The 26,645-nt window shown below is 42.1% G+C and carries 19 protein-coding genes; 5 read left to right on the plus strand and 14 right to left on the minus strand.

The features are described 5' to 3' along the window. Nucleotides 1-267 precede the first annotated feature (267 nt). A complete protein-coding gene (locus B3Q63_RS08745; RefSeq protein ID WP_201565228.1) occupies nucleotides 268-933 on the minus strand; it encodes a YcxB family protein in 666 nt (221 codons plus the stop codon). A 535-nt stretch (nucleotides 934-1,468) separates the two neighbouring features. Here B3Q63_RS08745 and serS point away from each other — a divergent pair. After that, nucleotides 1,469-2,755: a serine--tRNA ligase gene (serS, locus tag B3Q63_RS08750; RefSeq protein ID WP_201565227.1), complete on the plus strand. Its 1,287-nt coding sequence runs from the start codon at nucleotides 1,469-1,471 to the stop codon at nucleotides 2,753-2,755. Between the two features lie 347 nt (nucleotides 2,756-3,102). Beyond that, a complete protein-coding gene (gene tkt, locus B3Q63_RS08755) occupies nucleotides 3,103-5,100 on the plus strand; it encodes a transketolase (RefSeq protein WP_296175790.1) in 1,998 nt (665 codons plus the stop codon). A gap of 138 nt (nucleotides 5,101-5,238) precedes the next feature. Here tkt and B3Q63_RS08760 read toward each other — a convergent pair whose 3' ends face one another. From B3Q63_RS08760 to B3Q63_RS08770, 3 genes are read right to left on the minus strand one after another with little or no spacing between them, the layout of a single operon-like run. Beyond that, a complete protein-coding gene (locus B3Q63_RS08760) occupies nucleotides 5,239-7,014 on the minus strand; it encodes a dynamin family protein (protein WP_296175791.1) in 1,776 nt (591 codons plus the stop codon). Then, nucleotides 6,983-9,163: a dynamin family protein gene (locus B3Q63_RS08765; RefSeq protein ID WP_296175793.1), complete on the minus strand. Its 2,181-nt coding sequence runs from the start codon at nucleotides 9,161-9,163 to the stop codon at nucleotides 6,983-6,985. The genes B3Q63_RS08760 and B3Q63_RS08765 overlap by 32 nt, the downstream gene beginning before the upstream one ends. Nucleotides 9,164-9,169: 6 nt before the next feature. Further along, on the minus strand, nucleotides 9,170-9,802 hold the full coding sequence (locus B3Q63_RS08770; protein ID WP_296175795.1) for a hypothetical protein: 633 nt from the start codon (nucleotides 9,800-9,802) through the stop codon (nucleotides 9,170-9,172). Between the two features lie 659 nt (nucleotides 9,803-10,461). On the opposite strand from B3Q63_RS08770, the gene B3Q63_RS08775 reads away from it, so the two are divergent. Then, complete coding sequence (locus B3Q63_RS08775) at nucleotides 10,462-10,782, plus strand: hypothetical protein (RefSeq protein WP_201625468.1); 321 nt, start codon at nucleotides 10,462-10,464, stop codon at nucleotides 10,780-10,782. A 161-nt stretch (nucleotides 10,783-10,943) separates the two neighbouring features. On the opposite strand, the gene B3Q63_RS08780 is transcribed toward B3Q63_RS08775, so the two are convergent. Next, complete coding sequence (locus tag B3Q63_RS08780) at nucleotides 10,944-11,549, minus strand: YceI family protein (protein ID WP_201628107.1); 606 nt, start codon at nucleotides 11,547-11,549, stop codon at nucleotides 10,944-10,946. Between the two features lie 225 nt (nucleotides 11,550-11,774). Between B3Q63_RS08780 and B3Q63_RS08785 the strand changes: the two genes are divergently transcribed. Beyond that, nucleotides 11,775-12,689 (plus strand): nuclease-related domain-containing protein, encoded by a 915-nt coding sequence (locus B3Q63_RS08785; RefSeq protein ID WP_296175801.1) that lies wholly within the window; start codon nucleotides 11,775-11,777, stop codon nucleotides 12,687-12,689. A 288-nt stretch (nucleotides 12,690-12,977) separates the two neighbouring features. Here the strand turns inward: B3Q63_RS08785 and B3Q63_RS08790 are convergent, their stop codons facing one another. The 9 genes from B3Q63_RS08790 to B3Q63_RS08830 all read right to left on the minus strand — a co-directional run bounded on the left by B3Q63_RS08790 (nucleotide 12,978) and on the right by B3Q63_RS08830 (nucleotide 24,328). After that, nucleotides 12,978-13,949: a DUF4424 family protein gene (locus tag B3Q63_RS08790; RefSeq protein WP_296175802.1), complete on the minus strand. Its 972-nt coding sequence runs from the start codon at nucleotides 13,947-13,949 to the stop codon at nucleotides 12,978-12,980. Continuing rightward, complete coding sequence (locus B3Q63_RS08795) at nucleotides 13,942-14,913, minus strand: peptide ABC transporter ATP-binding protein (protein WP_296175804.1); 972 nt, start codon at nucleotides 14,911-14,913, stop codon at nucleotides 13,942-13,944. The genes B3Q63_RS08790 and B3Q63_RS08795 overlap by 8 nt, the downstream gene beginning before the upstream one ends. Further along, entirely contained in the window at nucleotides 14,903-15,991 is a 1,089-nt protein-coding gene (locus tag B3Q63_RS08800; RefSeq protein ID WP_296175806.1) for an ABC transporter ATP-binding protein, read from the minus strand. The genes B3Q63_RS08795 and B3Q63_RS08800 overlap by 11 nt, the downstream gene beginning before the upstream one ends. 1 nt (nucleotide 15,992) lies before the next feature. Then, entirely contained in the window at nucleotides 15,993-16,907 is a 915-nt protein-coding gene (locus B3Q63_RS08805; RefSeq protein WP_296175808.1) for an ABC transporter permease, read from the minus strand. Between the two features lie 151 nt (nucleotides 16,908-17,058). Then, a complete protein-coding gene (locus B3Q63_RS08810; protein ID WP_271134598.1) occupies nucleotides 17,059-18,075 on the minus strand; it encodes an ABC transporter permease in 1,017 nt (338 codons plus the stop codon). A 220-nt stretch (nucleotides 18,076-18,295) separates the two neighbouring features. After that, nucleotides 18,296-19,936 carry an ABC transporter substrate-binding protein gene (locus B3Q63_RS08815; RefSeq protein ID WP_296175811.1) on the minus strand — a complete coding sequence of 547 codons (1,641 nt, stop codon included), beginning with the start codon at nucleotides 19,934-19,936 and terminating at the stop codon, nucleotides 18,296-18,298. Between the two features lie 546 nt (nucleotides 19,937-20,482). Further along, entirely contained in the window at nucleotides 20,483-22,126 is a 1,644-nt protein-coding gene (locus B3Q63_RS08820; protein WP_296175814.1) for a GMC family oxidoreductase, read from the minus strand. Nucleotides 22,127-22,357: 231 nt separating this feature from the next. Next, nucleotides 22,358-22,684: a DUF779 domain-containing protein gene (locus tag B3Q63_RS08825; protein WP_296175816.1), complete on the minus strand. Its 327-nt coding sequence runs from the start codon at nucleotides 22,682-22,684 to the stop codon at nucleotides 22,358-22,360. Between the two features lie 117 nt (nucleotides 22,685-22,801). After that, nucleotides 22,802-24,328: an aldehyde dehydrogenase family protein gene (locus B3Q63_RS08830; protein WP_296175818.1), complete on the minus strand. Its 1,527-nt coding sequence runs from the start codon at nucleotides 24,326-24,328 to the stop codon at nucleotides 22,802-22,804. 274 nt (nucleotides 24,329-24,602) lie between these two features. Here B3Q63_RS08830 and B3Q63_RS08835 point away from each other — a divergent pair, with 274 nt between their 5' ends. Beyond that, the gene (locus tag B3Q63_RS08835; RefSeq protein ID WP_296175819.1) at nucleotides 24,603-26,534 is read left to right on the plus strand and encodes an AAA family ATPase; all 1,932 of its coding nucleotides are present in this window, start codon (nucleotides 24,603-24,605) and stop codon (nucleotides 26,532-26,534) included. Nucleotides 26,535-26,645 lie beyond the last annotated feature (111 nt).

A 26,645-nucleotide genomic window follows, 5' to 3' on the forward strand; every position in this document is an offset into this window, starting at 1 on the left:
GAGTGTAGCAAGTCATCTCCTGCATTGCTATGCTCATTATATCTCTGCTATATTTTTATCTCTTCTACACCTTGTCTGTTGATGCTTATTATAATAGCAAAGAAACCATGACAAGTTAAATTCAATTAATCGAAGTCTGTAATTGATTTACCTAAACTACGGTGTCTTTATTATTTAGTCTTTGCTATTCAGTCTATATTATACAATTCAAGCTATCCAATCTATTCTATAAGGTTAATACTTCATGCTAACCACCTAGCAGCTGATTTATACTTTTGCAGGTGGTTGCAAGTTTTCAGGATTTAAGCCCTTAGCAGGAATGACTTCTAATAAATGCTGACGTACCGTATCGATTGGAAACTTCTGTGCTTGTAAGCGCTTCGGAACGATTTGGCTGCCTTGCTGACCTTTCATCTCAAACATCATAAAGATGTAGTCATCGGTCTCATCCCAACTTTTAATCGACGTCCAAGGGATAACTGCTTGCTGAGTGCTACCGGGACGCATTTGCATGCCGCGCATCTGATTGCTATTAAACATATCAGGCTGATTGACTGGCATTGCCATCACAAGACCATGCTTTTGTACGCCCAATTTCATTTGACGCATCTCATCGGGCATTTCTTGGTCAGCAACTTGTTTTTCAAACTCTCTTTTGACATACCATTTAAAGCCAAGGGTACGAACCAATAGATAAATAACCACAGACGCTAGCATGAGCCAAAAAATGATGGTCGAGTAACCGGTCAAAAAAACCAAACCAGCAAGGGCTAAAATGACAACGACTGCCATAATAATCCACTCTTTCATCTTAATGCTCGACAGACCAAAAGACGGGCTGGCACTGGCAAATAGCTCATACTGTGCTTGGTGAAATTCAGCCTCGGTTAAGTTTAAGGCGACAGGTTGTAGCGTGTAGGGGTACAGGGCCATAAAGGTTTCTCAGATACGTATGTTAAAAGCGTGGGATGAAAAGCGCCAAAGCGAAGCTGTAATACTATGCTGGGCTGGGCTTGGCTGGAAGTAGAATAAAGATATGCGCTTATCTTACCGAAAACTGCTCTTAAATGAAACATATAAGCGGCTATGTTGACGGATAGCCCGGTTATTTCTCAGATAGCATCGTTATTTATAATAGCGTCAATGATAGAACTTGATTCATAAGAGAATTATGCGGCTCATATTATTGCTTATTTAATCCGTAAAGCTGGCGCAAAAAAACAGGCTAGATTGTGGCAAAATATAGCCAAAACATGGTCAAATCTGCTGGGTCTTGGTATGATAGTGGCTATCATTTATTCTTATGATTGACATGGCGTCATTGCGAAGCTTTATAACGATATTATAAGGCTTTGCGCGCCATTTTTTGTTTTACCCTATTACTTGGCTACTTAACATAGCTACTTATACTTAACTACTATTTTCTCTTTTCATTTCTTACTCACTTTTAGCGCTACAGGCAACTATTATGATTGACCCAAAACTCTTACGCGGTGATTTAACGGATTTACAACAGCAGCTGGCCACTCGTGGTTATACGCTTGATATGGCGTTTTGGCAAAATATTGAAAACGAACGTAAGTCTTTACAAGTCAAAACTGAAGAGCTGCAATCGCGCCGTAATGCGGGTGCTAAGCAAGTGGGTGCGCTAAAAAAATCGGGCGAAGATGCCAGCGAATTATTGGCTGAGATGCAAAGTGTCAGCGGTGAGATTAAGACCGCTGAAGACGAGCTGCGTACCTTGCAAGAGCGCATTAGCCAAGCGGCCATGCAAATCCCGAATATCCCAGCAGCAGATGTGCCCGTTGGTACGTCAGAAGATGATAACGTTGAAGTGCGCAAATGGGGTACGCCGCGCGCGTTTGATTTTGAAATTCAAGACCATACTTATATTGGCGAAACGCTGGGTATGCTCGACTTTGAAGCCGCTGCAAAATTAACAGGTAGCCGTTTTAATGTGTTAAAAGGTCAGCTTGCGCAAATGCATCGTGCTTTGATTCAGTTTATGCTCAATACCCATACCATCAAGTACGGCTATACTGAAACCTATGTGCCTTATATTGTGAACTCTGAGAGTCTAAAAGGTACGGGTCAATTGCCGAAGTTTGAAGATGATTTGTTTAAATTGACCAATCATACCAATAACGAAGGTACAGATTTTTATCTGATTCCAACGGCTGAAGTACCCATGACCAACTTGGTACGTGGTGAGCGTTTGGATATCAAAGAGTTGCCATTAAAATTCACTGCCCATACACCATGTTTCCGTAGTGAAGCGGGCTCGCACGGTCGTGATACCCGTGGTCTGATTCGTCAGCATCAGTTTGAGAAAGTTGAGATGGTTAATATCGCCACTAGCGAGCAATCAGATGACTTACTTGAGGCAATGACTGGACAAGCTGAGTATATCTTACAGCAGCTTAATCTGCCGTACCGCGTGGTCAAATTATGTACCGGTGATATGGGCTTTGCCGCACAAAAAACTTATGATATCGAAGTCTGGTTACCAAGCCAAGATACCTATCGTGAAATCTCAAGCTGCTCAAACTGCGGTGATTTCCAAGCACGCCGTATGGGCACGCGCGTTAAAGACGGCAAGCAGACGAGCCTGGCGCATACGCTAAATGGTTCAGGTTTGGCCGTTGGTCGTACCTTATTGGCAGTGATGGAAAATCACCAAAACGCCGATGGTAGCATTACCATTCCAGAAGTGTTGCGTCCGTTTATGGGCGGTGTTGAAACCATATCAGCTTAAGCAATTCAATGTTGTTATGAATGGTTATGAGCTGCGAGTGGCTATTTTTACTGGCAATTTGTGGTTAGGAATCTAATATTGTTTATCGTTTAACAAAACTGATAGGAGTGATTGCTAAATGCAAACGCTTCTGTCAGCGCATTTTTAGTTTGGCTTATGGCAAATATGTTAAAATTGTCATTTAATATTGTCGTTTAATTAGACACCTAATTCTTAAGAGCGTTTATCGCACTCTTATTCTATTGTTTCATGTCTATTGTTTCATTGTTTCATTGTTTCATTGTTTCATTGTTTCATTGATTTTTTGCTTGTCATCCATACTTCTCATTTGAATATTAGGACACTCTATGCCAGCTCCAATTAGCGAACGTAAATTAGCCAATGCCATCCGTGTGTTGTCGTTTGATGCGGTTCAAAAAGCCAACTCTGGACATCCGGGCGCGCCGATGGGCATGGCTGATATTGCTGAAGTTTTGTGGCGTAAGTTTTTAAAGCACAACCCAGCCGATCCACAGTGGCATAACCGTGACCGCTTTGTATTATCGAACGGTCATGGCTCGATGCTTATTTACTCATTGCTGCATTTAACGGGTTATGATGTCAGCGTTGACGACCTAAAAGGCTTCCGTCAGCTGCATTCAAAAACTCCAGGTCATCCTGAGCTTGGTTATACACCAGGTATTGAAACGACAACTGGTCCACTAGGTCAAGGTATCGCCAATGCGGTTGGTTTTGCGATTGCAGAAAAGACGCTTGCCGCACAGTTCAACCGTGACGGTCATAACATCGTCGACCATCATACTTATGCGTTCTTGGGTGATGGCTGCTTGATGGAAGGTATCAGCCATGAAGTTTGCTCGCTAGCGGGCACGTTAGGGTTGGGCAAGTTGGTATTCTTTTATGATGACAATGGCATCTCAATTGATGGTAATGTCGAAGGCTGGTTTACTGACGATACGCAAGCGCGTTTCGAAGCCTATGGCTGGCAGGTTATCAAAGTCGATGGTCATGATACCGATGAAATTACCCAAGCCACTGAGCAAGCGATTGCTGAGACCACTAAGCCAAGCTTAATCATCTGTAAAACCACGATTGGCGCGGGTAGCCCAAACAAGCAAGGCTTAGCAGCTAGTCATGGTGCACCACTTGGTGATGACGAAATTGTCTTAACCCGTGATGCGCTATCTTGGAAGCATGCACCATTTGAATTAGATGACGAAATCTATGAAGCGTGGGACGGTAAAGCCAAAGGCGATGTACAACAAAAGAACTGGGATGCAGACTTTGAAGCGTATAAAAAGGCTTATCCAGAGTTGGCAGCTGAGTTATTACGCCGTTTAAATGGTGAATTGCCTGCTGACTTTGATAGCCAAGCACAAGCCTATATTCAGCAAACCCAAGAGCAGGGCGGCGATGTCGCCAGTCGTAAAGCCAGTCAAAATGCCATCAATACTTTGCAGCCATTATTGCCAGAGCTGTTAGGCGGTTCAGCGGATCTAGCAGGCTCGAACCTAACGCTATTTAAAGGCGCAAAAGGCATCGAGAAAGATGCTGATGGCAACTATATCTATTATGGCGTGCGTGAGTTCGGTATGACGGCGATTGCCAATGGTATCGCGTTGCATGGCGGCTTTATCCCTTACGTGGCAACCTTCCTAATGTTTATGGAGTACGCGCGTAATGCGGTGCGTATGGGCGCATTGATGAAGCAACGTATCATCCACGTTTATACACATGACTCTATTGGTCTGGGTGAAGATGGTCCAACGCATCAGCCTGTTGAGCAATTGACCAGCCTACGCACCACGCCAAACCTACGTACATGGCGTCCGTGTGATGCGACCGAATCTGCTACTGCTTGGGTCGAAGCGATTAAGTCTGAAAATAACCCATCAGCGTTAATCTTTAGCCGTCAAAGCTTGCCACATCAAGCACGTGATGCTGAGCAAGTCGCTAACATCACTAAAGGTGGTTATGTCCTAGCCAAAGAGCAGGGCGAGCTAAAAGCAATTATCATCGCGACTGGTTCAGAAGTTGGCCTTGCTATGCAAGCGTATGAGACGTTAAGTGCAAATGGCGTTGGCGTCCGCGTCGTCTCTATGCTTTGTGCAGAAATCTTCGTTGAGCAAGATGCTAGCTATCGTGAAGCGGTATTACCAAGCAATATCCGCGCTCGCGTCGCCGTAGAAGCCGCGCATGTCGATTACTGGTATAAGTTCGTTGGCCTAGATGGTAAAGTCATCGGCATGACGACGTATGGTGAATCAGCGCCAGCAGATCAGCTCTATAAAGAGTTTGGTATTACCGCTGAAGCGGTGGTTGATGCGGTAAATAGTTTGGTCTGATTCAAACTTATTTAATAGTTATTAACTAAAAAAGCCCTAAGCTAATTAAAGTAGCTTAGGGCTTTTTTAGTGTTATACACCAAAGTTGTATGCTAATCATCCCAACCATAAGAAACTTATCAAATAGAATTAAGTAGTTTAGTTTTTCAAAAATGCATAAAGTCCACTATTATAGCCCTCTAAGTGCTGTAGCAACTTTTTTTGCTGGGTTAAAATTTGCCCTGAACAAAAAGTATCTATATAGTAATTTTCCATTTCACGGAAGTTTTTCTCTAGACCAATTTGAATGGTATTAGTTAGTACTTGCTTATTGTTGTCAACCATTTGCTTCATCATAGTATGGGTTTGTAGATTAAGTGCATTTTCTTTTTTATCTTTCATTTTGAAAAAACCATAAGCTGCACCTGCCGCGACTCCGACCGCTACCAAGGGCAAGGCAACGGCAGACAATGCCGCCCCAACAGTAACTACCGATGCGTTAGCGCCCAAAATAGCAGCATATCCTGCAAATGCCGTTCCACCAGCACCCAAAATAGTACCGCCTTTAACAGCATAATCTTTAATATGACTCATGTTGTCAATACTGCTACTCACACCACTAATTAGACTCGTAACATTATCAACAATACCATGACGCTCCATGTCCTCTTGCATTTTCTGGCTCTCGAGTAATTGAAAGCGCTGGAAGCGATTAATAATTTGACTAGCGTTTATTTCAAAAGCATTACTGACATGTTTATCGTAACTTTTTTGAATAGACATACTTATAGGGTCGTTATATCGATGTATGATAGCTAAAAGCTCACTGTCTATCGGCGTATTAGTATTTGATATATAGCCTTTAAGCTCTTGTTCAAAGGATTTATTCTTCAATAATTCATTGTATTTCTTGTCCATTTCAAGAGTTAAAGATTTATCAATACGCGCCATATCACGTCTTAAATCATCTCTATAATCATCAAAGGCTTCTATTTTTTCACGCGTTTGTCTGATGATGGATTGATGAACAATCAGCTCTCTACGGGCTAAAGCTTCGCAAGAGTCTCGCATGCTATCTTGTTTTACAGTTTTTGCTTTGTCATCCACTTTGATCTGTAGATAGTCTGTAAAAGCACTGAATAAAGCCTGATAATGGTTGTCAGTAGCAGTGCCATTACTTTCTATCGATTTAAATGCTGAAAGAGCAAAAATCTGCTGCAAATAATCTCCTGAGGTGCTGTCCAAATATTCAATAAGTTCGTCAGAGTCTTCGTCGATTTCATCTATTTTATTAATAACCGCAATAATAGGTTTGCCTAAATGGGCAATACTTATGATATCTTCAGCGATGTCTGCCTGCCCTAGGTGATTACCGTTAACGACCCACACCACCAAATCAGTCTCGAGAGCGATACTTTTTGTTAACGCTGAGTTTTGCTGAGTAATAGTCGCCAGCCCTGGCGAATCTAACAATAACAAGTTTCTAAGTTTATGCTGATGGGACTTGACGATGATTTTTTCAATTTTTTTGGCTTGTTGTAAACTTTCAGCTTCTGTTCCCACAATACTCATGACTTGTTGATGTTCAACGTTGTTGCACTCACCATCCGTAAACTGTATTACCGTTGAGTCTATAGCGTCATAACCCACTTCCCAAATAACAGACGTCGCCTCTAACATATCTGTCGGTGAGACCTTGTAACCCACAAGAGCGTTCATTAATGTTGATTTTCCAGCCTTTACCTCACCTATTAAGGCCACGCGCAAGGTTGTTAGGATGTTTTTTTGAATTTTTACTAAATCAGTCTCTACTTTTTTAATATTTTGTAGCGCATCCTGACTAATCATATTAGGAACGTGGCTCTCAGCTCTTATAGGGGACTGCTGCAAGTAATCTGTAAAGTCATTGCACCATTGTTGAAGCTTTATTTGCATTTTTTTGTCTCAATAAATATAGTGATAAAGAAGGTTTTAACTGAATAATTTCATCAGGCATTTTTTGATTATTTTTATAAGGCAGGTTTAATTCTTCTTGCAGTTGTGTTGACAATCGCCTGACATGCTTGAAGTTATTTGGTGTAGGTTCAAAGTGTAGTTGGCTGAATATCTGAAAAAGCGATTCTTTTATTTCACTTTCTGCATTATCTAGTAATTTTTGAAAAACACTGTCTATTTGTTCTGATAATGGCGCTAAGATATTTTCTATCAAGTGGTTTGTCAGTTTTGATTTTGCCGCATTGATTTTGCGCCCTTTTGAAAATCCAAACAACACATCTGCAGCTCCTGCTAATAAACCAATAGGACCTAATAAAATCATTCCTGCCACTGCCAAACCGCCACCTATCAACATTGAGGTCTCATCTTCGCCAGAAAAGTTAATGTCGGAAGCATTCATGATAAGAGCACTGGATTTCTTATCATGCCCCTCTATAGCCATAGGATAGAGCGTTTCACTGAGGTGTTTAAATCGTTTGAATTTTTTATTATTTGATTTTTTTTGCCCAGTGATAAAGTTAGAAACATACTGCTGGTTATTATTTAATAAACGATTGAGTTCCTGTTGCATCTCATCCATTTTGAAAATACGTTCATTTAAAAACGTATCGCGCTCGCTATCCTCAACAATGTCTAAATAACTTGCGGCATAGTTATCGATATTAGCTTTAACTTCTGTTTTATAGGCATCTAAAAAATTAATCTTGGCATTATCTAAGTCTGTCTGCAATTCTTGCAGTGACTCTTGTAATAAGCGATAGCTGGTATTTAGCAATGTCTCATCTACTGCTAAACGCTCAACATATGGGCTCAAATCTCTAGCATATCGATACATTAAGTTTTTATTCAATCGGTCTGATTTTTGCAATATTCTATTGGTACTTTCCTTTGAGAAAACATGGTTAACACCTTCAAAAATCTCATCATAACCACTACGATATAGTTTGTTCTCATCGCTATGTATGATCGCATCAAATGCGTCTTTGGCAGAAAACGGAATGATTTTTGTAAAAAAACTACCTAAGAGTCTTTGTGCTGCTTGTTCTGCTCTTTTTACGCCCTCATCGCCTGTAGCGCTGCGTATTAAGTCAATTCTATTGAGGACGGCGATTTTATTGGTTGTTGTAATGCCGTCGCTAGTCTCTTCAAAATCCCTAAGTAGCGCCTCTGGTGTTGCTGCGGCTAGGGTGGTGGCATCAAGTACCCATATCATGCCATCTGCTTGACTAAATGCCGTAACATCCTCTCCCACATAATTGATGGTATCTTTGCCTGAATGGTTTTGTCCAACCCCAGGAGTATCTATGATTGAAAATTTATTTAAAATAGAATGACTATTATTATTAATGTCTATAGCCCATTCTATTTGTCTGATATTAGAACGATATAAATAAAGGTCATTTAGATTGCGAGTAATACCTTCTTTTTCTTCTAGGGTTAGGTTTGGATAAAGACGATAATGCTCGCGTCTCTTTGCTAAGATATCCTTTTCACTATCTTTGCGTTTTTTTTCTTCCGCTTGTACTATGTTTTGACCATCTATTTGGTTGGTTATATTGATCGGAGTACCGTCCTTATAATGGATAATTGCTTGTTTAGTGTCTGCATCAAAAAACCTATCCACCTTCCATGTTTTTGGTAGCACACCAACCGTAGCGACATCTTGTCCTACCAATGCATTAATCAGTGTGGATTTCCCAGCTTTACCCGCGCCAATAACATATAATGAAAAAGGCTGTAACATGTCATTCTTGGTGGCTAGTATTTCACTACTTAAGCTTTTAGAGTCATTTATAAACTTATCAAACTCAGATTTTTCACTGTTGGTATTGTTAGTATAACCCTGTAATTTATCAATAATATCAGAGGCGTGATTGTGTTTTTCTTGTAGAAAACTCAAAAAATCTAGCTTAATTTCTTGTAAGCGCTCATCATTCTTGTTCATTTGTTTTCGATAGTCTTTCTTTAAAGATACATCAAAGCCATTCTCCAATGTAGGATAACTTCTTAATAGATTATCTAGTGAGTGCCGATAAGTATCAAGCAGAGACTGCTCGGTTAGTGATTGCTCTGATATTTTATTAGACATGACTAATTACCTTATGACAATAGAATAGATAAGAAATGCCAAGGGTAGTGCAATACAAATAATAACGGCAATAGCTGCATACAAGACAGTACGCGCAACGCTATCTATTTTATTGTTTAATGCGTGATTGAGCTCGCTGGAGATTTTATGATTATTTATTTTTAATTCAGACACTTCTGCGTTGTTAATCTTAAATTTGGTTTCCATAAATTGTGTTATTTTTGCGAACTCAGTGTTTAATTGTTGTTTATAGGTAATTAAATGATTAACTAACTCATTATTTATAGTGTCAGAAATTTCGTTATGATGCTGGAATAAGTGCTTTTCGATAGACTGTAGTGCCAAACCTTGACTGTCTAACTGAGAAGGAATATTTTCATTCAGGCTGGTTATACCCTTATTGATAGCGAATAGATGGTTTTTGCTAACTTCGTTTAAAATATCAGCATGTTTTTGACTTACCTCGTCCAACATAGTAGCGTGTGACGCCAAGTTTTTAGCGATTTCACTGCTAACTTTAATTATTTTTTTATTCGTATCCAGTAAATGTTTATCGCTTACCTGCTGGGATAAGCTCATTACCAATTCGTTGAACTCTTTTTGTAAGGCTTGCTGTTGTGCTAAGTCATCAGTGTCCATAATTTTTCCACTTAAAAATTAAATATTATAATTTATCTCCTCTTAAGATAATAGCAATATATAATCGACTTTTTATAAAAATTTATTATTATAAAATTTTTAGTGAACATGATGTGGGTTACTCTTTGTCGTCATTCTCTATGAGTATTAGACAAGTCTAACGCCACTCTATTTAATAATAAAAAATATTTCAAATCTATATTAATTCTTTACTCTTTCGGGAACGAATAAATAACGGAGCACTGCTTTTTCCGAGCTCAATAAATAACTTTTGCTGAGGGAGCAGATGGGTATGAATTATTTAAAAATTTTCACCCATACCTCGCGTATTTCCCTACTTTTAAAGCACTTATATCTAGAGGCTAATCTCTTTATCTCTTGGCTCCCTGTGATTTTCAAATAAATTAAACTTTTCATAGTTGCCGATGCTCTGCTTTTAAAAGCGTTTCGAAATAATTGATATTAGCTAATACTCGGTTCTAACCAAGCTTAATGTAATGTTCTATATTGGACCGTTATTAGTGTTATATCTAGTTTGCTAATCTAAAGGGTGTTCAAGGACGTGTACCTGTTTTGTACTGGCACATTGATTAGACATGAGGATTGACTTACCATCAAGTATCTAAGTGTTTTATATAATATGATTCAGGAGAGTTATCATGTCGAATAAATCTGTTAAAAAACAAGCGAAAGATGAGATTACGTTAAGCAAAAAGGTTCAAAAAAAGCTAAGTAAGCTGAATCTGCAGCGTCAAAAAGAGCAAGATAAAATAGACAAGGTACGTCAAAAAGAGCTTGCCAAGTTAGATAAGCAGCGTAAAAAAGAACAAGACAAAGTAGATAAGAAGATTCAAAGAATGATAGACGATATCAACCAAAAGGCGATGAAAAAGCAAGAAAAGATAGATACCAAAATTCAGAAAAGAAGAAATAAAATAGACAAAGCTGGCATAGCAGAAGACCAAATATGGCAGTATTAAAAACTTTAGAAAATATGGTTTTAAAATTTAATCGATTTTCGAGTGATTTTTCAGATCATAGCGTTTCTAAATAATTGGGTGTTTCTGTAAAGAGTATCTTAAAATCTATTGTGTTATCTACCCAACTTAGAACTTCTAAGTTAGGTTTTTTTGTCGCTCAATTAATTAGCAGCAATCAGCTTTCCTGATATCTCAAGCGGGATGATATTGCTAATAATTTTCGGGAAAGCCGTCACTCCATAGTTATAGCGATCTACCATGCCCGTCGCGCGAAACTTTAATGTCGGTTGTGCGGTGACAGGGTCAATCTCTACATCAGATAGAGTCACTCTTACCGTTAACGGTCTGGTTTGACCTAAAGCGGTAAAGTCGCCCGTGACACTGGCTTCTTTAGGCGTAATCATCTTGATTTTTTTTGAGACAAACGTCATCGTCGGATATTGCTGCGTATTGAGCAGCTCCTTACGGCGTAAAAAAGAGTCACGTAGCCTGCGCTCGGTATCGATACTATTGGTATGCACGGTAAAATTAATGGTCGTACTCTCAGGCTTTTTGACGTCATAATTGATCGCCCCATTTACCTTACGAAACTTACCGTCAGTGGTCGCCTTGCCTAAGTATTTGACCTCAAAATCTGCGCTGGTTTTCGGCACATCTAGCTTCCACTTTTGTGGCATCGTATTAGCGGCCAGTCCCATTACCGGTAAGGAGAATAATAAAGAGGTGCTTAACGTGATTTTAAGCCAAGAAGCGGCGCGTGTATTCATACGTATGATCCAAAGGGTAGTATTAAAGTCGTCAGTATTGAAAGTACTTTTAAAGTGGTTTTAAAGTAGTACTGAGCTTTATAGCCTAAATAATAATGCGATAGCGTACTACAACTGTGCTGTTTCAATGTATTATTAAAGTTATGGGTTATTATAAAAGTAAGCATTAGTAAGGGCGTATCGCTTAAAATAAGTAATTTATTTCTCTCTATAGTAGAAACAATCATGTCGCTAATGTCCAGCTTTAAAGGTGTTTTAGGCGAAACTGTCATCAACATTGCCATGTGGCTAAAACTTGAAAAAGACGTTTATCATCGCCTGAATAATATCACTTTGCCATTAGCCAATGGTGGCAGTACCCAAATCGACCATGTTATCGTTTCTGTGTATGGCATTTTTGTCATCGAAACCAAAAACTATAAAGGTTGGATATTCGGTAATGAGAAGCAAAGACAGTGGACGCAGGTCATCATGGGTCGTAAGTATAAATTTCAAAACCCGCTCAGGCAGAATTATCTACATATCAAGACATTAGCAGATTTGTTAGCGCTGGATTTGAATTATTTTCATTCGATGATTGCATTCATTGGCGAGTGTGAGCTTAAAACTCGCGATGAGTTACCAGAGCATGTATTAACGAGCGGCATGGCATCTTACGTTAAGAAAAAACAAGATAAGTTATTGAGCGAAGATGAAGTTAAAACTATCATTGAGCAGATTGAAAGTAATAGATTTAGTAATTCTTGGAAAACCAATAGACAGCATAAAGCCTATCTAAAAGACAAGCATAGCCCATCAAATAAGCAAGCTAGTGATAAGCCAAATGCTAAAGCAGTGACTAAACCAGCTAATCAGCCTGCGTCTGAGTTAATAGTAAAAGAGCCTCCTAAAAAAACCACTCTTCAAAGCAGAGAAGTACTGCGATGGTCTGGGCAAACGGAAGTGGCGCAGACTGCTGATATCGCTATTACGCCGTCTATCAGGACTCAGCTTATCGATGAACAGACTAACAATAAACTGCTTAATAATGATGAGTTTTTTATTACCCCGTTTGAGGTTATAGAGTCAGAGCCGATAAACCAAACAACTATTTTAGCTCAAATACCTAATTGCCCTAAGTGCAATAGCGAGATGATTTAACGCGTTGCCAAAAAAGGCGCTCGCCAAGGTCAGACCTTTTTTGGTTGTCGTCAATTTCCTAAGTGTCGCGGTGTGGTGAATGTTGATTAGCTATTAGCAGGTATAGGCCGAGTACAGTTAGTAAAGCAAACCGTCCCATGCCTCGCATATTTTCCCAATTTTAAAGCATTGGATGCTGAGGCTAATAATTTTATTTTCTTGCTTGTTTTTGTTCACTAAAACCTAGATACAAGACGACTGTCGAATCAAGTTTTATCGACGCGCTAGACGTACTCTAAAAAATAACGGCTACTTCATAATAAAAGCGACGTCAAAATCATGGGTTGGCACAAAATTACTTTCTTTTATCTCAAACGTCGTTGGTCCAATCTTTTTGATTTTACCTTTACCTTTCCAGCAGAACGAGACTAGTTCGTTAAGGTCGCGTTTGACGGTCAGTTTGAAATGAGGAATCGGTTTGGCCCAGTTTGCTCCCGTAGTTAGGATATAGCTTAAGGCGTGATAGGGACGACCACCACTCTTGTGAAATCCTCTCTGAGTTGAAGCATCTACGCAAAAATTTGGAAATTCTTCCTCGCCTAAATGAACTGAGCCACCTACTAACGGTTTATACGTGTGTTTGACCTTGGTGATAGTATTGGCTTTAAAAGTTTGCTTCCAACTATAAATCACCTGCGAATCCCAAGTCATATAAAGACTTTCTCTATCATATATGAATTTATCTAATGCCTTATTATTACAATCTAAAAGCTGTTGATTGACGTAGTCAGTATCAACTTGATACGTCCAAGGTCCCATCATATCAGCCTCGTTAAGACCACACGACTTGAATATTTCAGTCGTATCAAGAGAGATGTCTGCATAGGTTCTATCGCCATCTTTGACAACAATTGGACGCATAAAAGTACGGACATGCTGATCAGGAATGATAGGCTTACCATTGACCCAAAGTTTAAAATTATTATAAGTGGCACTAGTATCAGCGTAATCTGAGTCTGTAAAACTGGGCACAGCTGGCATAGGAAAAAGAACCGTCTCGGTAATGTCTTTATTGCTTAGGTTTTTAAACTCATAATTGACGCGCACTTCATCTTTTGAGATGTATAAATCTTCGCTATGCATGCTGATATCTTTATTTTTAATATACTCAACACCGCCTGCACCGACATAGCCGGTAGAGTCATTGGCTTGGGCAGCAGTCATCGCTATCAGCACAGCACAAGATAATGTACCGCTAAACACAAAATGTCGCTTATCCATATATTTCTTCCAAACGTAAACACGCAACCAATCGACCGTCCCACTCTCGCAGTTTTGGCTCTATTTCACTGCATTGTTGTTTGGCATAAGGACAGCGTTTGTGCAGGGCGCAGCCACTTGGCGGATTAAGCGGACTTGGCAGCTCGCCATGTAAGGTTAAGTCATTTTTATGGCCAGTTACAGTCGGTGCCGCCGCCAATAAGGCGATGGTGTAAGGATGTTTTGGCGCATTATAAATCGCTTCTTTAGACCCATGCTCGACGGCTTGACCTAAGTACATCACCATCACATCATCAGCAACATGGCGCACTACTGATAGATTGTGAGAGATAAAGACATAAGCAGTGTGATATTCGTCCTGTAAATCCATAAACAAGTTTAACACTTGCGCTTGAATCGACACATCGAGCGCTGAGGTTGGCTCATCAGCGACGACAATTTTTGGATTAAGCATCATCGCGCGGGCAAGGGCAATCCGTTGGCGCTGACCACCTGAAAACATATGTGGATAACGGCCAGCATGTTCGGGACGTAGACCGACATGTCGCATCATCTCGTTTATTTTGTCACGCTTTTCTTCTTTAGATAGCTTGGTATGAATATCTAACGGTTCAGTCAATTGATAACCAATCGTATGACGCGGGTTTAGGCTGCCATAAGGGTTTTGGAATACCATCTGAATCTCGGTACGCAAATCTTTTAATGCTTTTCTACTATAACCGGTCGTTGCCTCATCGTTGATAAACAACTCGCCGTCAGTGGGCTGTTCAATGAGGGTCAACTGGCGGGCAAGCGTCGATTTACCGCAGCCTGACTCACCAACGACCGCTAGCGTTTTGCCCGCTTCAAGCTCAAACGAGATACCATTTAGCGCCTTAACATACGCTTTAGGCTTGCCCAATCCTTGCGATACCGGGTAATGCTTGTGTAGGTTGTCTGCTTTTAAGATCACTTTATGACTCATGCTGTGACTCCAAAGTAGCAGGGTGAGGGGTGGAGGTGCGAGAAGGTAAATTAGGCAATTCAGAGTGAATACAGCGCACTTTGCCATTGGGCGTATCTAAAATGGGCGGTGGTACTTCACAAGCAGGTTCTTTATACGGACAACGGGGAGACAATAAGCAACCGCTTGGGCGATCATATTGGCTTGGTACCACACCCGGCAAACTATTGAGCCTGTCTTGACCGATTGCCAGCTCAGGGATGGCTTGTAGCAACGCTTCGGTATAAGGATGGGCAGGATGTTGAAAAATCTCCGGCACTGTACTGGTTTCAACCACTTGTCCGGCATACATGACGGCGACATCGCGTGAGTTTTGCGCGACCAAACCCAAGTCATGAGTAATTAATACCATTGCCATTTGTTTTTCGCGTTGTAAGCGCCCGAGCAAATCCATAATTTGTGCTTGCACCGTGACGTCAAGCGCCGTGGTTGGCTCATCGGCAATAAGCAGTTTTGGCTCACAAGCAATTGCCATCGCAATCATGACCCGCTGACTCATACCGCCTGATAATTGATGCGGATAAACCTTAAGTCGGTTTTTAGCATCCGGCATCTCAACCAATTCGAGCAGCTCTAAGATACGCGCCTGTATTGCTGCACCGCGCAGTCCAAGATGCTTGCGTAGTACTTCACCCAACTGCATCTCAATGGTGAAGCTTGGATTTAGGCAAGACATGGCATTTTGAAAAATCATAGAAATATCTTTGCCAATGATGCCGCGTTTTTCTTTGGCTGACATACTCAGCATGTCTTTATTATCAAACATCACCCGCTTGGCACGAACTGTCGCAGAAGGCGGCAATAGTCCCATGAGCGCCATCATAGTGACCGACTTACCTGAGCCTGATTCACCGACGACGGCGATGACTTCGCCTTGGGTGATTTTTAATGACACATCATCGACGGCGCGAAAAGCACGCGCGCCTTGACCAAAGGTGACCGAAAGATTTTCAATATCTAATAACAGTGGCGCTTCTTTTATTAACGAGCCATTCATAGAAGTATGGGTAAGCGCTGTTTTATCTAAGGTATCAGTCATCTTAGGTCACCTGCTTTAATTTGGGATCTAGCGCATCGCGTAAGCCATCACCCGTCAGGTTAATAGACAAGGCAGCTAAGAAGATGGCGACACCCGGCCAAATAGCGAGCCAAACATTACTTTGAATATATTGCCGCGCTGTACCGAGCATTGCGCCCCATTCGGCATCTGGCGGTTGCACGCCAAAGCCTAAGAAACCAATTGCGCCTGCTTCTAAAATAGCAGAGGAAAAAATCATCGTTGCTTGGACGATAAGCGGCGCCATACAATTTGGCAAAATGGTTATAAATAATAAGCGCAGCACGCCAGCCCCCATCACTTGCGAGGCAACAAAGTACTCACGTTGTAGCTCTACCATGGCAGTAGCACGTGTCAGACGAATAAAAGGCGGCGTACAAACCAATGCAATGGTAATAATTGTGTTGGTCATAGACGGCCCTAAGATAGCGGCAATAATAATCGCCAATAGCAAGCTTGGATAAGACATCAAAATATCATTGACCAGCATCACCGCTTTGCCCCAAACCTTTGGCCAAAACGCCGCGCTCAGTCCTAAAGAAATACCGACCAACATCGCAAGGGTTGTGGCACTTAGTCCAATAAATAAGGAATAGCGTGCGCCATACATTACCCGCGATAACGTATCGCGGCCAGCATCATCAGTACCCAGCCAAAACATGCTATCGCCGCCACTTAAAAACGCGGGCGGCAATTGCTCTTGACCGGTAAATAATTCATAAGGGTCATGCGGTGCAAGGGCGGGCGCAAGTATGGCGATAATCACCATCAAGGCCAATACAATAAAACCAAGTACCGCGCCTTTATTGCGGCAAAATGTCGATAAAAATAGCTGCCAAGATGACGGCGGTGTCGCTGCCATCAGCTTAAGATCAGAGGGAAGAACAGAAGGCTTCATGAGCATTTCCTACAGTGGCTAGTGCTTTGCTAATATTTAAAGTTTTAGAGTTTTAGCCTTAATAAGTATTAAGCATTTGCTAAAAAATCACTCAAAACCATGCAAACACCAATAGCCACTATTTATAATATGAGTATTTATCAATGTTAAATTAAGAAGTATGTCTGATGCGCGGATTGATCAGACCATACAAAATATCAATAAATAAACTAACCAAAATCAAGGCGGTGGCGACCAATAAGATACCGTTTTGCACAATAGGATAATCACGGGTAAAGAAGCCGTCGAGTAGCCAATTACCAACACCTGGCCAACTAAAGATAGTCTCAGTGATAATAGCGCCAGCGAGCAAGGTTGCCATCTGTAAGCCAATCACCGTCACCACAGTAATCAAGGCGTTGCGCATGACGTGTACCAATATCACGCGGCGCGGCGATAAACCTTTAGCGCGCGCAGTACGCACATAGTCTTCATCCAATACCTCCAGCATCGCCGAGCGCGTCATACGTGCAATCATCGCGAGTGGAATGGTCGATAAAGCAATAGATGGTAAGATAAAGTGTTTTACCACGTCCCAAAATGCGCCAGGTTCTCCTGAGGTCAAGGAACCTAATAACCATGAGCCATATAAAGGTTTGACGTCTAAAAACTGCGCGACAGATATCACACCGGCGACGGGTAACAGGCCGAGATAATGGGCAAATATACCGGTTAGGATAGGTCCTAATAAATAAATGGGCATAGAGTAGCCAGCCAGCGCCCCTGACATCAAGGTGTAATCAATCCATGTACCACGGCGCAGCGCGGCAAAAATACCTAAGCTCACCCCAATGATACTGGCAATGACAATGGCGCACACAGCTAGCTCTAAGGTTGGTACAAAATGGGCAAAGAAGTCTGGTAATACGGGGGTACGGGTACGAAAAGACACCCCAAAATCTCCAGTCAATATACCGGTTAAATAATCCCAATATTGGATAATAAGAGGTTTGTCTAAACCAAGTCTTTCTAAGGCACGAGCATGGAGCTCTGGATCGACCATACGCTCACCCATCATAATCTCGACGGCATCTCCAGGGACGAGCCGAATCAGGGTAAATGTCGATAGCGTTAAGCCAAGATAGACAGGAATGAGGATGGCAATACGACGCAAAATATAAAGTAGCATGGGCTGCTCAATAGTTGTGGTTCAATAGTTATGGTTTAATAATTCTAAGTCGATGACTAGAATATTGATAATGATGAGAGTGTCGGTGACAGGATGCTTAACAAAGCGCTTGCTTAACAGGGTGCCTAATTCATATAAATACGGCTGGAGCAGAGTATCTGACCCAGCCGAATAGCAATTAAACAATCATGCATGTTTTACCGGACTTCATCAGTTAAGATTATTCAGTCTTTACACCATCGAAGCGTATTGAGCCAAGTGGACTGATTTTATAGTCGACGACGTTTGGTGCGGTGAATACCGTTACCACCGAATGCGCCATCGTGGTCCATGGCAGTTGCTCTTTAAATATTTGCTGAGCTTTTACATAGTCATTGACGCGATCATCTTGATTGGTAATCTGACGGGCATTGGTTACTAAACTGTCAAAGTCTTTATTACACCAGCGTGAGTAGTTATTGCCACCGACCGCATCACAAGATAATAGCGAACCAAGCCAGTTATCTGGATCGCCATTGTCACCCGTCCAACCTGCTAAGATAACATCAGGCTCACCTTTAGCGGCGCGTTTTAGATACTCGCCCCACTCATAAGTGACCAGCTTGGTATTAACACCAATCTTCGCCCAATCTGCTTGCAACATTTCAGCCATGAGCTTGGCATTTGGATTGTACGGGCGCTGAACTGGCATATACCAGAGGTTGATGGCAAGTTTGTCAGCTCCTGCTTCTTTCATAAGCGCTTTGGCTTTTTCGACGTCATAAGGGGCATCTTTAATCGATTTATCGTAACCCCATTGCGTGGGTGGCATAGGATTGGTGGCTTTAAGCCCTTCGCTTTGATAAACGGCGTTGATAATAGCGTCTTTGTTGATGGCCATATCTAATGCTTGGCGAACTTTAAGGTCGCTAAGCTTCGGCTTTTCAACGTTGTAGCCGACATAACCGATGTTGAAGCCGGGCTGGTCAAGCACGGTGGCCTTACCAGATTTTTTAACAGACTCAATTTCGGCAGGTTTTGGATAAGCGGACACATGACATTCGCCAGCTTGCACTTTTTGCGCACGAACCGCCGAGTCTTTAGTGATAACAAATACAAGATTGTCGATATGAATATCGTCTTTGTTCCAATAATCTGGATTTTTGGTATAACGAATTTGCGCGTCTTTTTGGTAGGAGGTAAAGACGAAAGGTCCGGTACCTACTGGTTTGGTGTTGATATCAGCAGCATTACCAGCAGCCATTAACTTGTCTGCATATTCAGCAGAATCGATGTAAGCAAAGGCCATCGCTAGGTTTTGCAGAAACGGCGCATTGGTCTCGCTGAGAGTAATTTTTACAGTATTTTCATCGACTTTTTCGATAGTAGAGATAAGATCAGGCAATCCCATGCCGACTGAATACGGGAACTCAGCAGGATAAGCTTTATTGAATTCAAAATCAGGATTGGTGATACGTTCTAGCGTAAAGACTACGTCGTCCGCATTAAAATCGCGGGTTGGGGTAAAGTAATCGGTTTTACCAAATTTGACACCTTTACGTAGATTAAAGGTATAGGTTTTGCCGTCTTCGCTAATAACCCAGCTTTCGGCTAAGGCTGGCTGAATCTCAGTGCCATCTCTTTTGAATTCTACCAAGCCGTTGTAAATAGGATAGGCGCTCGCATCAAAATCCGTACCTGCCGTATACTGTGCGGGATCGAAGCCAGCAGGGCTGCCTTCTGAGCAATAAAGTAGGGTTTTCGCGGCTTTGGCGTCTGAGCTGGCAGCAGTTCCGTCAGTGGTTTTGTTGTCGCCGCTACAGGCGCTGATACCTAAGATAACCGTCGCCAACAGGGTCAATTTGAAAAGTGATTTTTGCATTATTACATCCTATGTAATTATAATTAGTCGCCAAGCATCTTTATAAGTTCGTTTGCGAACCATAAATATGCTTGACGTCCTTTTAATTCCCTTTAAAGCAATTGTTTATATCGTATTGTTGATAAGCAAATAAAAAATGCATCAGGTTCTATAAACCGTCAGTCAGCTTTGCAAAAAATACTGATATAAATAAGTCGTTTAAATATACTCTGTTAAACACTGCTAATGCAAGGCATCTATAAACTAATTTTGATAGAAAACGTTTCGTTTTAATATCTTTATTGCCGAATTTATTATTTGCCATTGAGTTCAGTAAGTTAGTACATCTTATCGATTTTTTCGGTATTCTAAAAACCAAAACATAGACTGCTAATATAAAATTGCCTAAATAAGTTCTAAAGATAGCAACGAAAAAATATGAGCCACATTTTTATACCATCAGCTTATTCTCATTTTATTGAATATCAAGTTTTGAATAGATAAGCTTGTTAAAGAAAAGCAGCCACAATAAGCTGCTTATCCCATTCCACCCCATCCTAACGTATTTTATGACGCGGCTAGCTCAATATGATGATGGTTGGCTTTAATAAGATCAGCCAATTTTTCAGCAATCATAATCGTTGGTGCATTGGTATTGGCGCTAATCAAGGTCGGCATCACAGACGCATCAATAACCCGTAATCCACTGACGCCGCGTACTTTTAATTCTAAGTCGACCACTGATTTGTCATCTGAACCCATACGACAAGTACCGACAGGATGGTAAATGGTATCTGACTTATTGCGGATATAGCCGAGCATACCGTCTTTTTCGATATAAGGAGCAGGGTAGTCTTCGGTGATATATTTGGCGATGGGCGATTCTTGCATAATAGCGCGCGTACGCTCAGCGCCCGCCACCATATACTCTACGTCTTTGGGATGCGAGAGATAGTTTGGATCAATCAATACCGCAGCTGACGGGTCAGCAGAATCAAGCCTAACGGTGCCGCGGCTTTCAGGGCGCAGATAGCAGCTATGACAAGAGACGGCAAAGCCGCGTCTAAGATCACGACCATGCTCAATCACGCGCGATATGACAAAATGCAACTGAGTATTTGGCCAGTCTTTTGGGTCATCACCGACACTAAAAAACGCGCCCGCTTCAGCATAGTTGGTAGACAAGAGGCCCGTGCCATCCTTTCTCCACTGGCGAATGCTTTTGGTTAAGGTTGAAATGCTTGCCATACCAATACCGATGACATCAGTGGTATTAACCTTATAATCAAAGACGACGTCTAAATGGTCTTGCAGGTTACCGCCAACCTCGGGCGCATCGACTAAGACTTCGATATCATGTGACTGCAAATGCTCAGCAGGACCAATACCCGATAACATCAGGACTTTGGGTGAGCCAAAAGCGCCACCAGATAAAATGACTTCATGGTTTGCCATCACCGTATGCTCGACGCCATCTTTTTCATAAGCGACGCCAACGGCTTGTTTGTCTTCAAAAATAACTCGGTTGGCTTGGGCGTGGGTAATGACGGTCAGATTGGGTCGGCTTTGAACTGGATGCAAATAAGCGGCCGCCGCAGAGCAGCGTTGACCTTGTTTTTCGCCATGAAAATGGGTGACTTGATATAAGCCTGCACCGTCTTGTTTTTTGCCATTAAAGTCATCATTTTGATCTAAACCATTGGCAACGGCAGCTTCTACAAATGCTTTTGAGATATCACGCGGGCTTAATAAATAACTGACATGCAAAGGTCCGCTATCACCATGCAGATCATCTGCGCCATGGATATTGTTTTCAGCTTTGATAAAGTAGGGCAGTACATCGTCAAAACCCCAACCTTCGCAGCCTTGTTCAACCCAGCGCTCATAGTCTAAGGCACTGCCACGGGTATAAATCATGGCGTTAATAGCGGATGAGCCGCCTAAACATTGACCACGTGGTTGGAAGCCGCGCCGGTTATTCAGATGCGCTTGCGGGGTAGTATGAAAGCACCAATTGTTCAATTTTAGCGGCTTGCCTGGGACTAGGAGAATCAAACCTGCAGGGACACGAACTGCAAGGTCTTTGCCTTCACCGCCGTATTCTAATAGGCAGACACTGAGGTCTGGATTTTCTGTCAGCCGGCTGGCAAGCACGCAGCCTGCAGAACCGCCACCCACGATGACGTAATCAAACTTTGGATCAACTTCCATGTTATCTTCCTTATAGCATCCATGCTTATTAAAACGCGCTCATTAAAGCGAGCTTCTAAAATCGCTTCCGTCTTACAGTATCTATTATTTTGGTTAAATAATGCAATAAAAATGACCAAGTGGTGCTTGGCAAAGTTGTATTGCTCAAAGTGTTATGAAAAATTCAATGTCCAATAAGACATAAAATGCGCTGATATGACACTGATAGCTTATTGTGAATAAAGTCGCATTTTATAGCGCACATACTTCTGAACGGACGATAAAGCGCTTACCTTCAGGTATCTCTAATGAAAAACTGGCCCCGCGTCCATCGACCACATCGATGGTCAAATCGGTATGTTGCCAAAGTTTATGCTGCGCTTTACCCATATAAAAAGGACAGCCAGCGAGCTCGCCGATGAGCACGTCTTGGCCGCCCACTTTGAACTCGCCCAATGGATAACACATCGGTGAGCTACCATCGCAGCAGCCGCCTGATTGATGAAACATCAGCTCGCCATGTTTAGATTTGAGTAATTCGATTAATGCTTTGCAGGACTCTGTCGCTTCAAGTTTCATAATTAACTCCTTTTAATTTATAAATCGCTCATTTTTGCTGATGAGTTTTAAAGCAAAAATGCAATCTACCTAGCGATAGATTGCATTGATTCATTTATAAAATAACAAAAGACTGATTTAAAAGAAGCCCATCGCTTTAGGACTATAAGACACCAGCATGTTTTTGGTTTGCTGATAGTGATCGAGCATCATCAGATGGTTTTCGCGGCCAATACCAGATTGCTTGTAGCCACCAAACGCTGAATGCGCAGGATAGAGATGATAACAATTGGTCCAAACGCGACCAGCTTTAATGCCGCGACCGAAACGATAAGCGCGCGTACCATTACGCGTCCATACGCCAGCACCTAGACCATATAAGGTATCATTGGCAAGAGCCAGCGCTTCTTCATCGTCTTTAAAGGTGGTGACAGCTAGCACAGGACCAAAGATTTCTTCTTGGAACACGCGCATATCATTGGTGCCTTCAAAGATGGTTGGCTGTACATAATAACCGTTTGCCATGTCGCCATCGTGTTTGGCGAGTTCGCCGCCGACAAGGACTTTTGCGCCTTCTTTTTTACCAATATCAAGATAAGAGAGGATTTTTTCTAACTGATCTGAGCTGGCTTGCGCGCCTATCATGGTATCGGTATCAAGTGGGTTGCCCATTTTGATGGCTTTAACGCGGGCGATACAGCGTTTCATAAATTCATCATAGATGCTCTCATGTACCAATGCGCGTGAAGGGCAAGTACAGACCTCACCTTGGTTGAGCGCAAACATGACCAAGCCTTCAACCGCTTTATCTAAGAAGTCATCGTCTTCATCCATGATATCGGCAAAGAAGATGTTTGGACTTTTGCCACCCAACTCTAGCGTGACTGGAATGATATTTTCACTGGCGTATTGCATGATTAAGCGACCAGTGGTGGTTTCACCCGTAAACGAAACTTTATCAATACGTGGATTAGAAGCGATTGGCTTACCAGCTTCAACGCCAAAGCCATTAATGACGTTTAGTACGCCTTTCGGTAAAATGTCCGCCGCGCCTATGACGTCAAGCATGTACAAAACGGAAGCTGGCGTTTGCTCGGCAGGCTTGAGGACGATACAGTTACCAGCAGCAAGGGCTGGGGCAATTTTCCAAATCGCCATTAGAATAGGGAAGTTCCAAGGAATGATTTGACCGACGACGCCAAGCGGCTCATGGAAATGATAAGCGACCGTGTCTTCATCAATTTGGCTAATGCCGCCTTCTTGTGCACGAATAACGCCAGCGAAGTAACGCAAATGGTCGATGGCGATTGGAATATCAGCAGCGAGGGTCTCACGTACGGGTTTACCGTTTTCATAACTTTCGGCGATAGCGATTGCCTCTAAATTGGCTTCGATACCGTCGGCAAGTTTGAGCAACATATTAGAGCGTTCAGTGACACTGGTTTTGCCCCATGCGTCTTTGGCAGCATGAGCAGCATCTAGCGCCGCTTCGACATCGGCTTCTTTTGAGCGTGCGACCTGACAAAAAACTTTACCGTCGATTGGACTTGAGTTGTCAAAGTATTCGCCATCGACTGGCGCGACCCACTCACCATTGATAAAGTTGTCATATTTTTTGCGGAATTGAACGGGGCTTTTTTCAGTATTGGGATAGGCGTATAACATGAACGATTCCTTGTTGTGTACTATGGTTATATAGATAAACATACCTGGCCTTCCTGACCAAGCTATGACTCTATCGTACTGAGCTTTGGCTTTGAGCGATAATGACTTTTTATAATGATATATTTCGTATCATATAACTTTAGGTTATGTAAGCTTGACGGGTTAAAGTGGTTCGCAAAACTGGCGTAGCTGTTATAATTGTGGGCAGCTTGTCCCTCATGATTTGTTCTTAAGCTCTTTTTCTTATTACTATTAACTAAATTGGTTTAGATATATGCGTCAATCTTCTGCTCTTGATATCTTAAAAACGGGTCAAAATGTATTTTTGACGGGCTCAGCAGGTTCAGGTAAGACCTATACTCTCAACCAATATATCGATTATCTGCGCGCGCGCCGTGTTCCTGTGGCTGTGACCGCGAGTACGGGTATTGCCGCCACACACATGAACGGCACGACCATTCATAGTTGGTCGGGTATTGGTATCAAGGATGAGCTGACTGATCGCGATTTAAGCAATCTATCGCGCAAGCAATTTTTGGCAGATAGATTAAAAGATACTGCGGTATTGATTATCGATGAGATATCGATGCTGCACGCCAAGCAGATTAATTTGGTCAGCCAAGTGCTTAAGCATGTACGCAAAAATGATGCAGCGTTTGGTGGTATTCAAGTCGTCGTTGCGGGCGACTTTTTCCAGTTACCGCCGATTGGTAGCAAGGGCGAAACCAACCGTGAAAAGTTTGCCTTTATGTCTGAAGCATGGCTTGATGCTAAGTTCCATATTTGCTACTTGTCTGAGCAACATCGTCAAGTAAGCGAAGCGGCTAATGGCGGACTTGATTTGGACGATATCCTCAATCAAATTCGCCGTCAAGAAGTGACCTTTGAGGCGATTGCTGCCTTAGAGGCCACCTTTGATCAAAACGTCGATATCAAACGTACCCGTTTGTATACCCATAATCTCAACGTTAATAGCATCAATGATAAAGAACTTGCGGCGTTAGATGGCGAGATGATGCGTTTTACCGCCACCTCTACGGGTGATAGTAAACTGGTTGAGACCCTTAAAAAGACCGTCCGTACCCAAGATGATTTGGTATTAAAAGTCGGTGCTAAGCTAATGTTTATCAAAAACAATACCGAGCTTGGCGTCTCTAACGGCACCATGGGCGAGCTGATAGGCTTTGCCGCCGTAAAAATTAATGATGATAAAGACAATAATGATGATTTGATAGAAGACGATAGTGAAAACGCTGAAAATGAGAATGATAAGAATATAAAAGGCAAAGGTAAAAAGACTACAAAGGATAAAGAGAAACCAAACGTTAAAAAACCAACCACGCAAAAGATGCCCGTGGTTAGGCTGAATTCTGGTCGTGAAGTCATCGCCGAGCCGGAAGAATGGATAATTGAAGATGAGACCGGTGATGTGCTGGCAAGCTATGAGCAAGTACCCTTATGTCTGGCGTGGGCGATTACCATTCATAAATCACAAGGTATGACCCTTGATGCAGCAGAAATAGACTTATCGCGCACCTTTGAGCTAGGACAAGGTTATGTGGCATTATCACGGCTAAAGTCATTGGCAGGTTTGCAGCTGCTTGGTATGAATGACATGAGCTTGCAACTTGATCCGCTCGCACGCGGCGCGGATAAACGCTTTTTAGCATTGTCTGATGAGGCTGATGCCAATTATGCAATGCTCGATGAAGAAAGTATGACGCAAGCACATGAGAAGTTTATCTTAAAGTCAGGTGGAACGCTTAACAAATCAGTGATTGATGCTTATGCCAATTTGCAGAAAAAACGCCGCGAGCAACAGCAAGCGCAGCTCGATAAAAAACAAAAACTCGGCAATCAAGTATCTGATAAGTCGGACAGTACCTTGCTCGCCACCCGAATACTATTAGAAGAAAGCTTATCTATTGCGGAGATTTCGCAAGCGCGTCAGCTATCACAATCGACCATTATGCGTCATATTGGCGAGCTAAAATCTCAAGACCCAAGCCTTGCCTGTGATCATTTGCGCCCAGACGATGAAGTGATGACGGCAGTGGGTAACGCTTATGTGGCGATTAAAGTTGCCAACAATCCAAACGATTTTAATGATGATGGCAGTATTAAGCTGCGCCCAATCTTTGACCATCTTAAGCAAAGCATCGATTACAACACCATTCGTTTGGCTTTAATTTTTATTACGCCTTAGTAAGCCAACTGAGCCAATCAATCATGGTTAAGCCATTTGTATAAAAGCCAAAGATAAGAAGTCGGTCATAGTAGTCTGTTAGTTTTTTCATGAGAGCCTTGAGCTTGCAGC

This window comes from Psychrobacter sp. UBA2769 (assembly GCF_002352555.1).
In the GTDB taxonomy this organism is placed as follows: Bacteria; Pseudomonadota; Gammaproteobacteria; order Pseudomonadales; family Moraxellaceae; genus Psychrobacter; species Psychrobacter maritimus.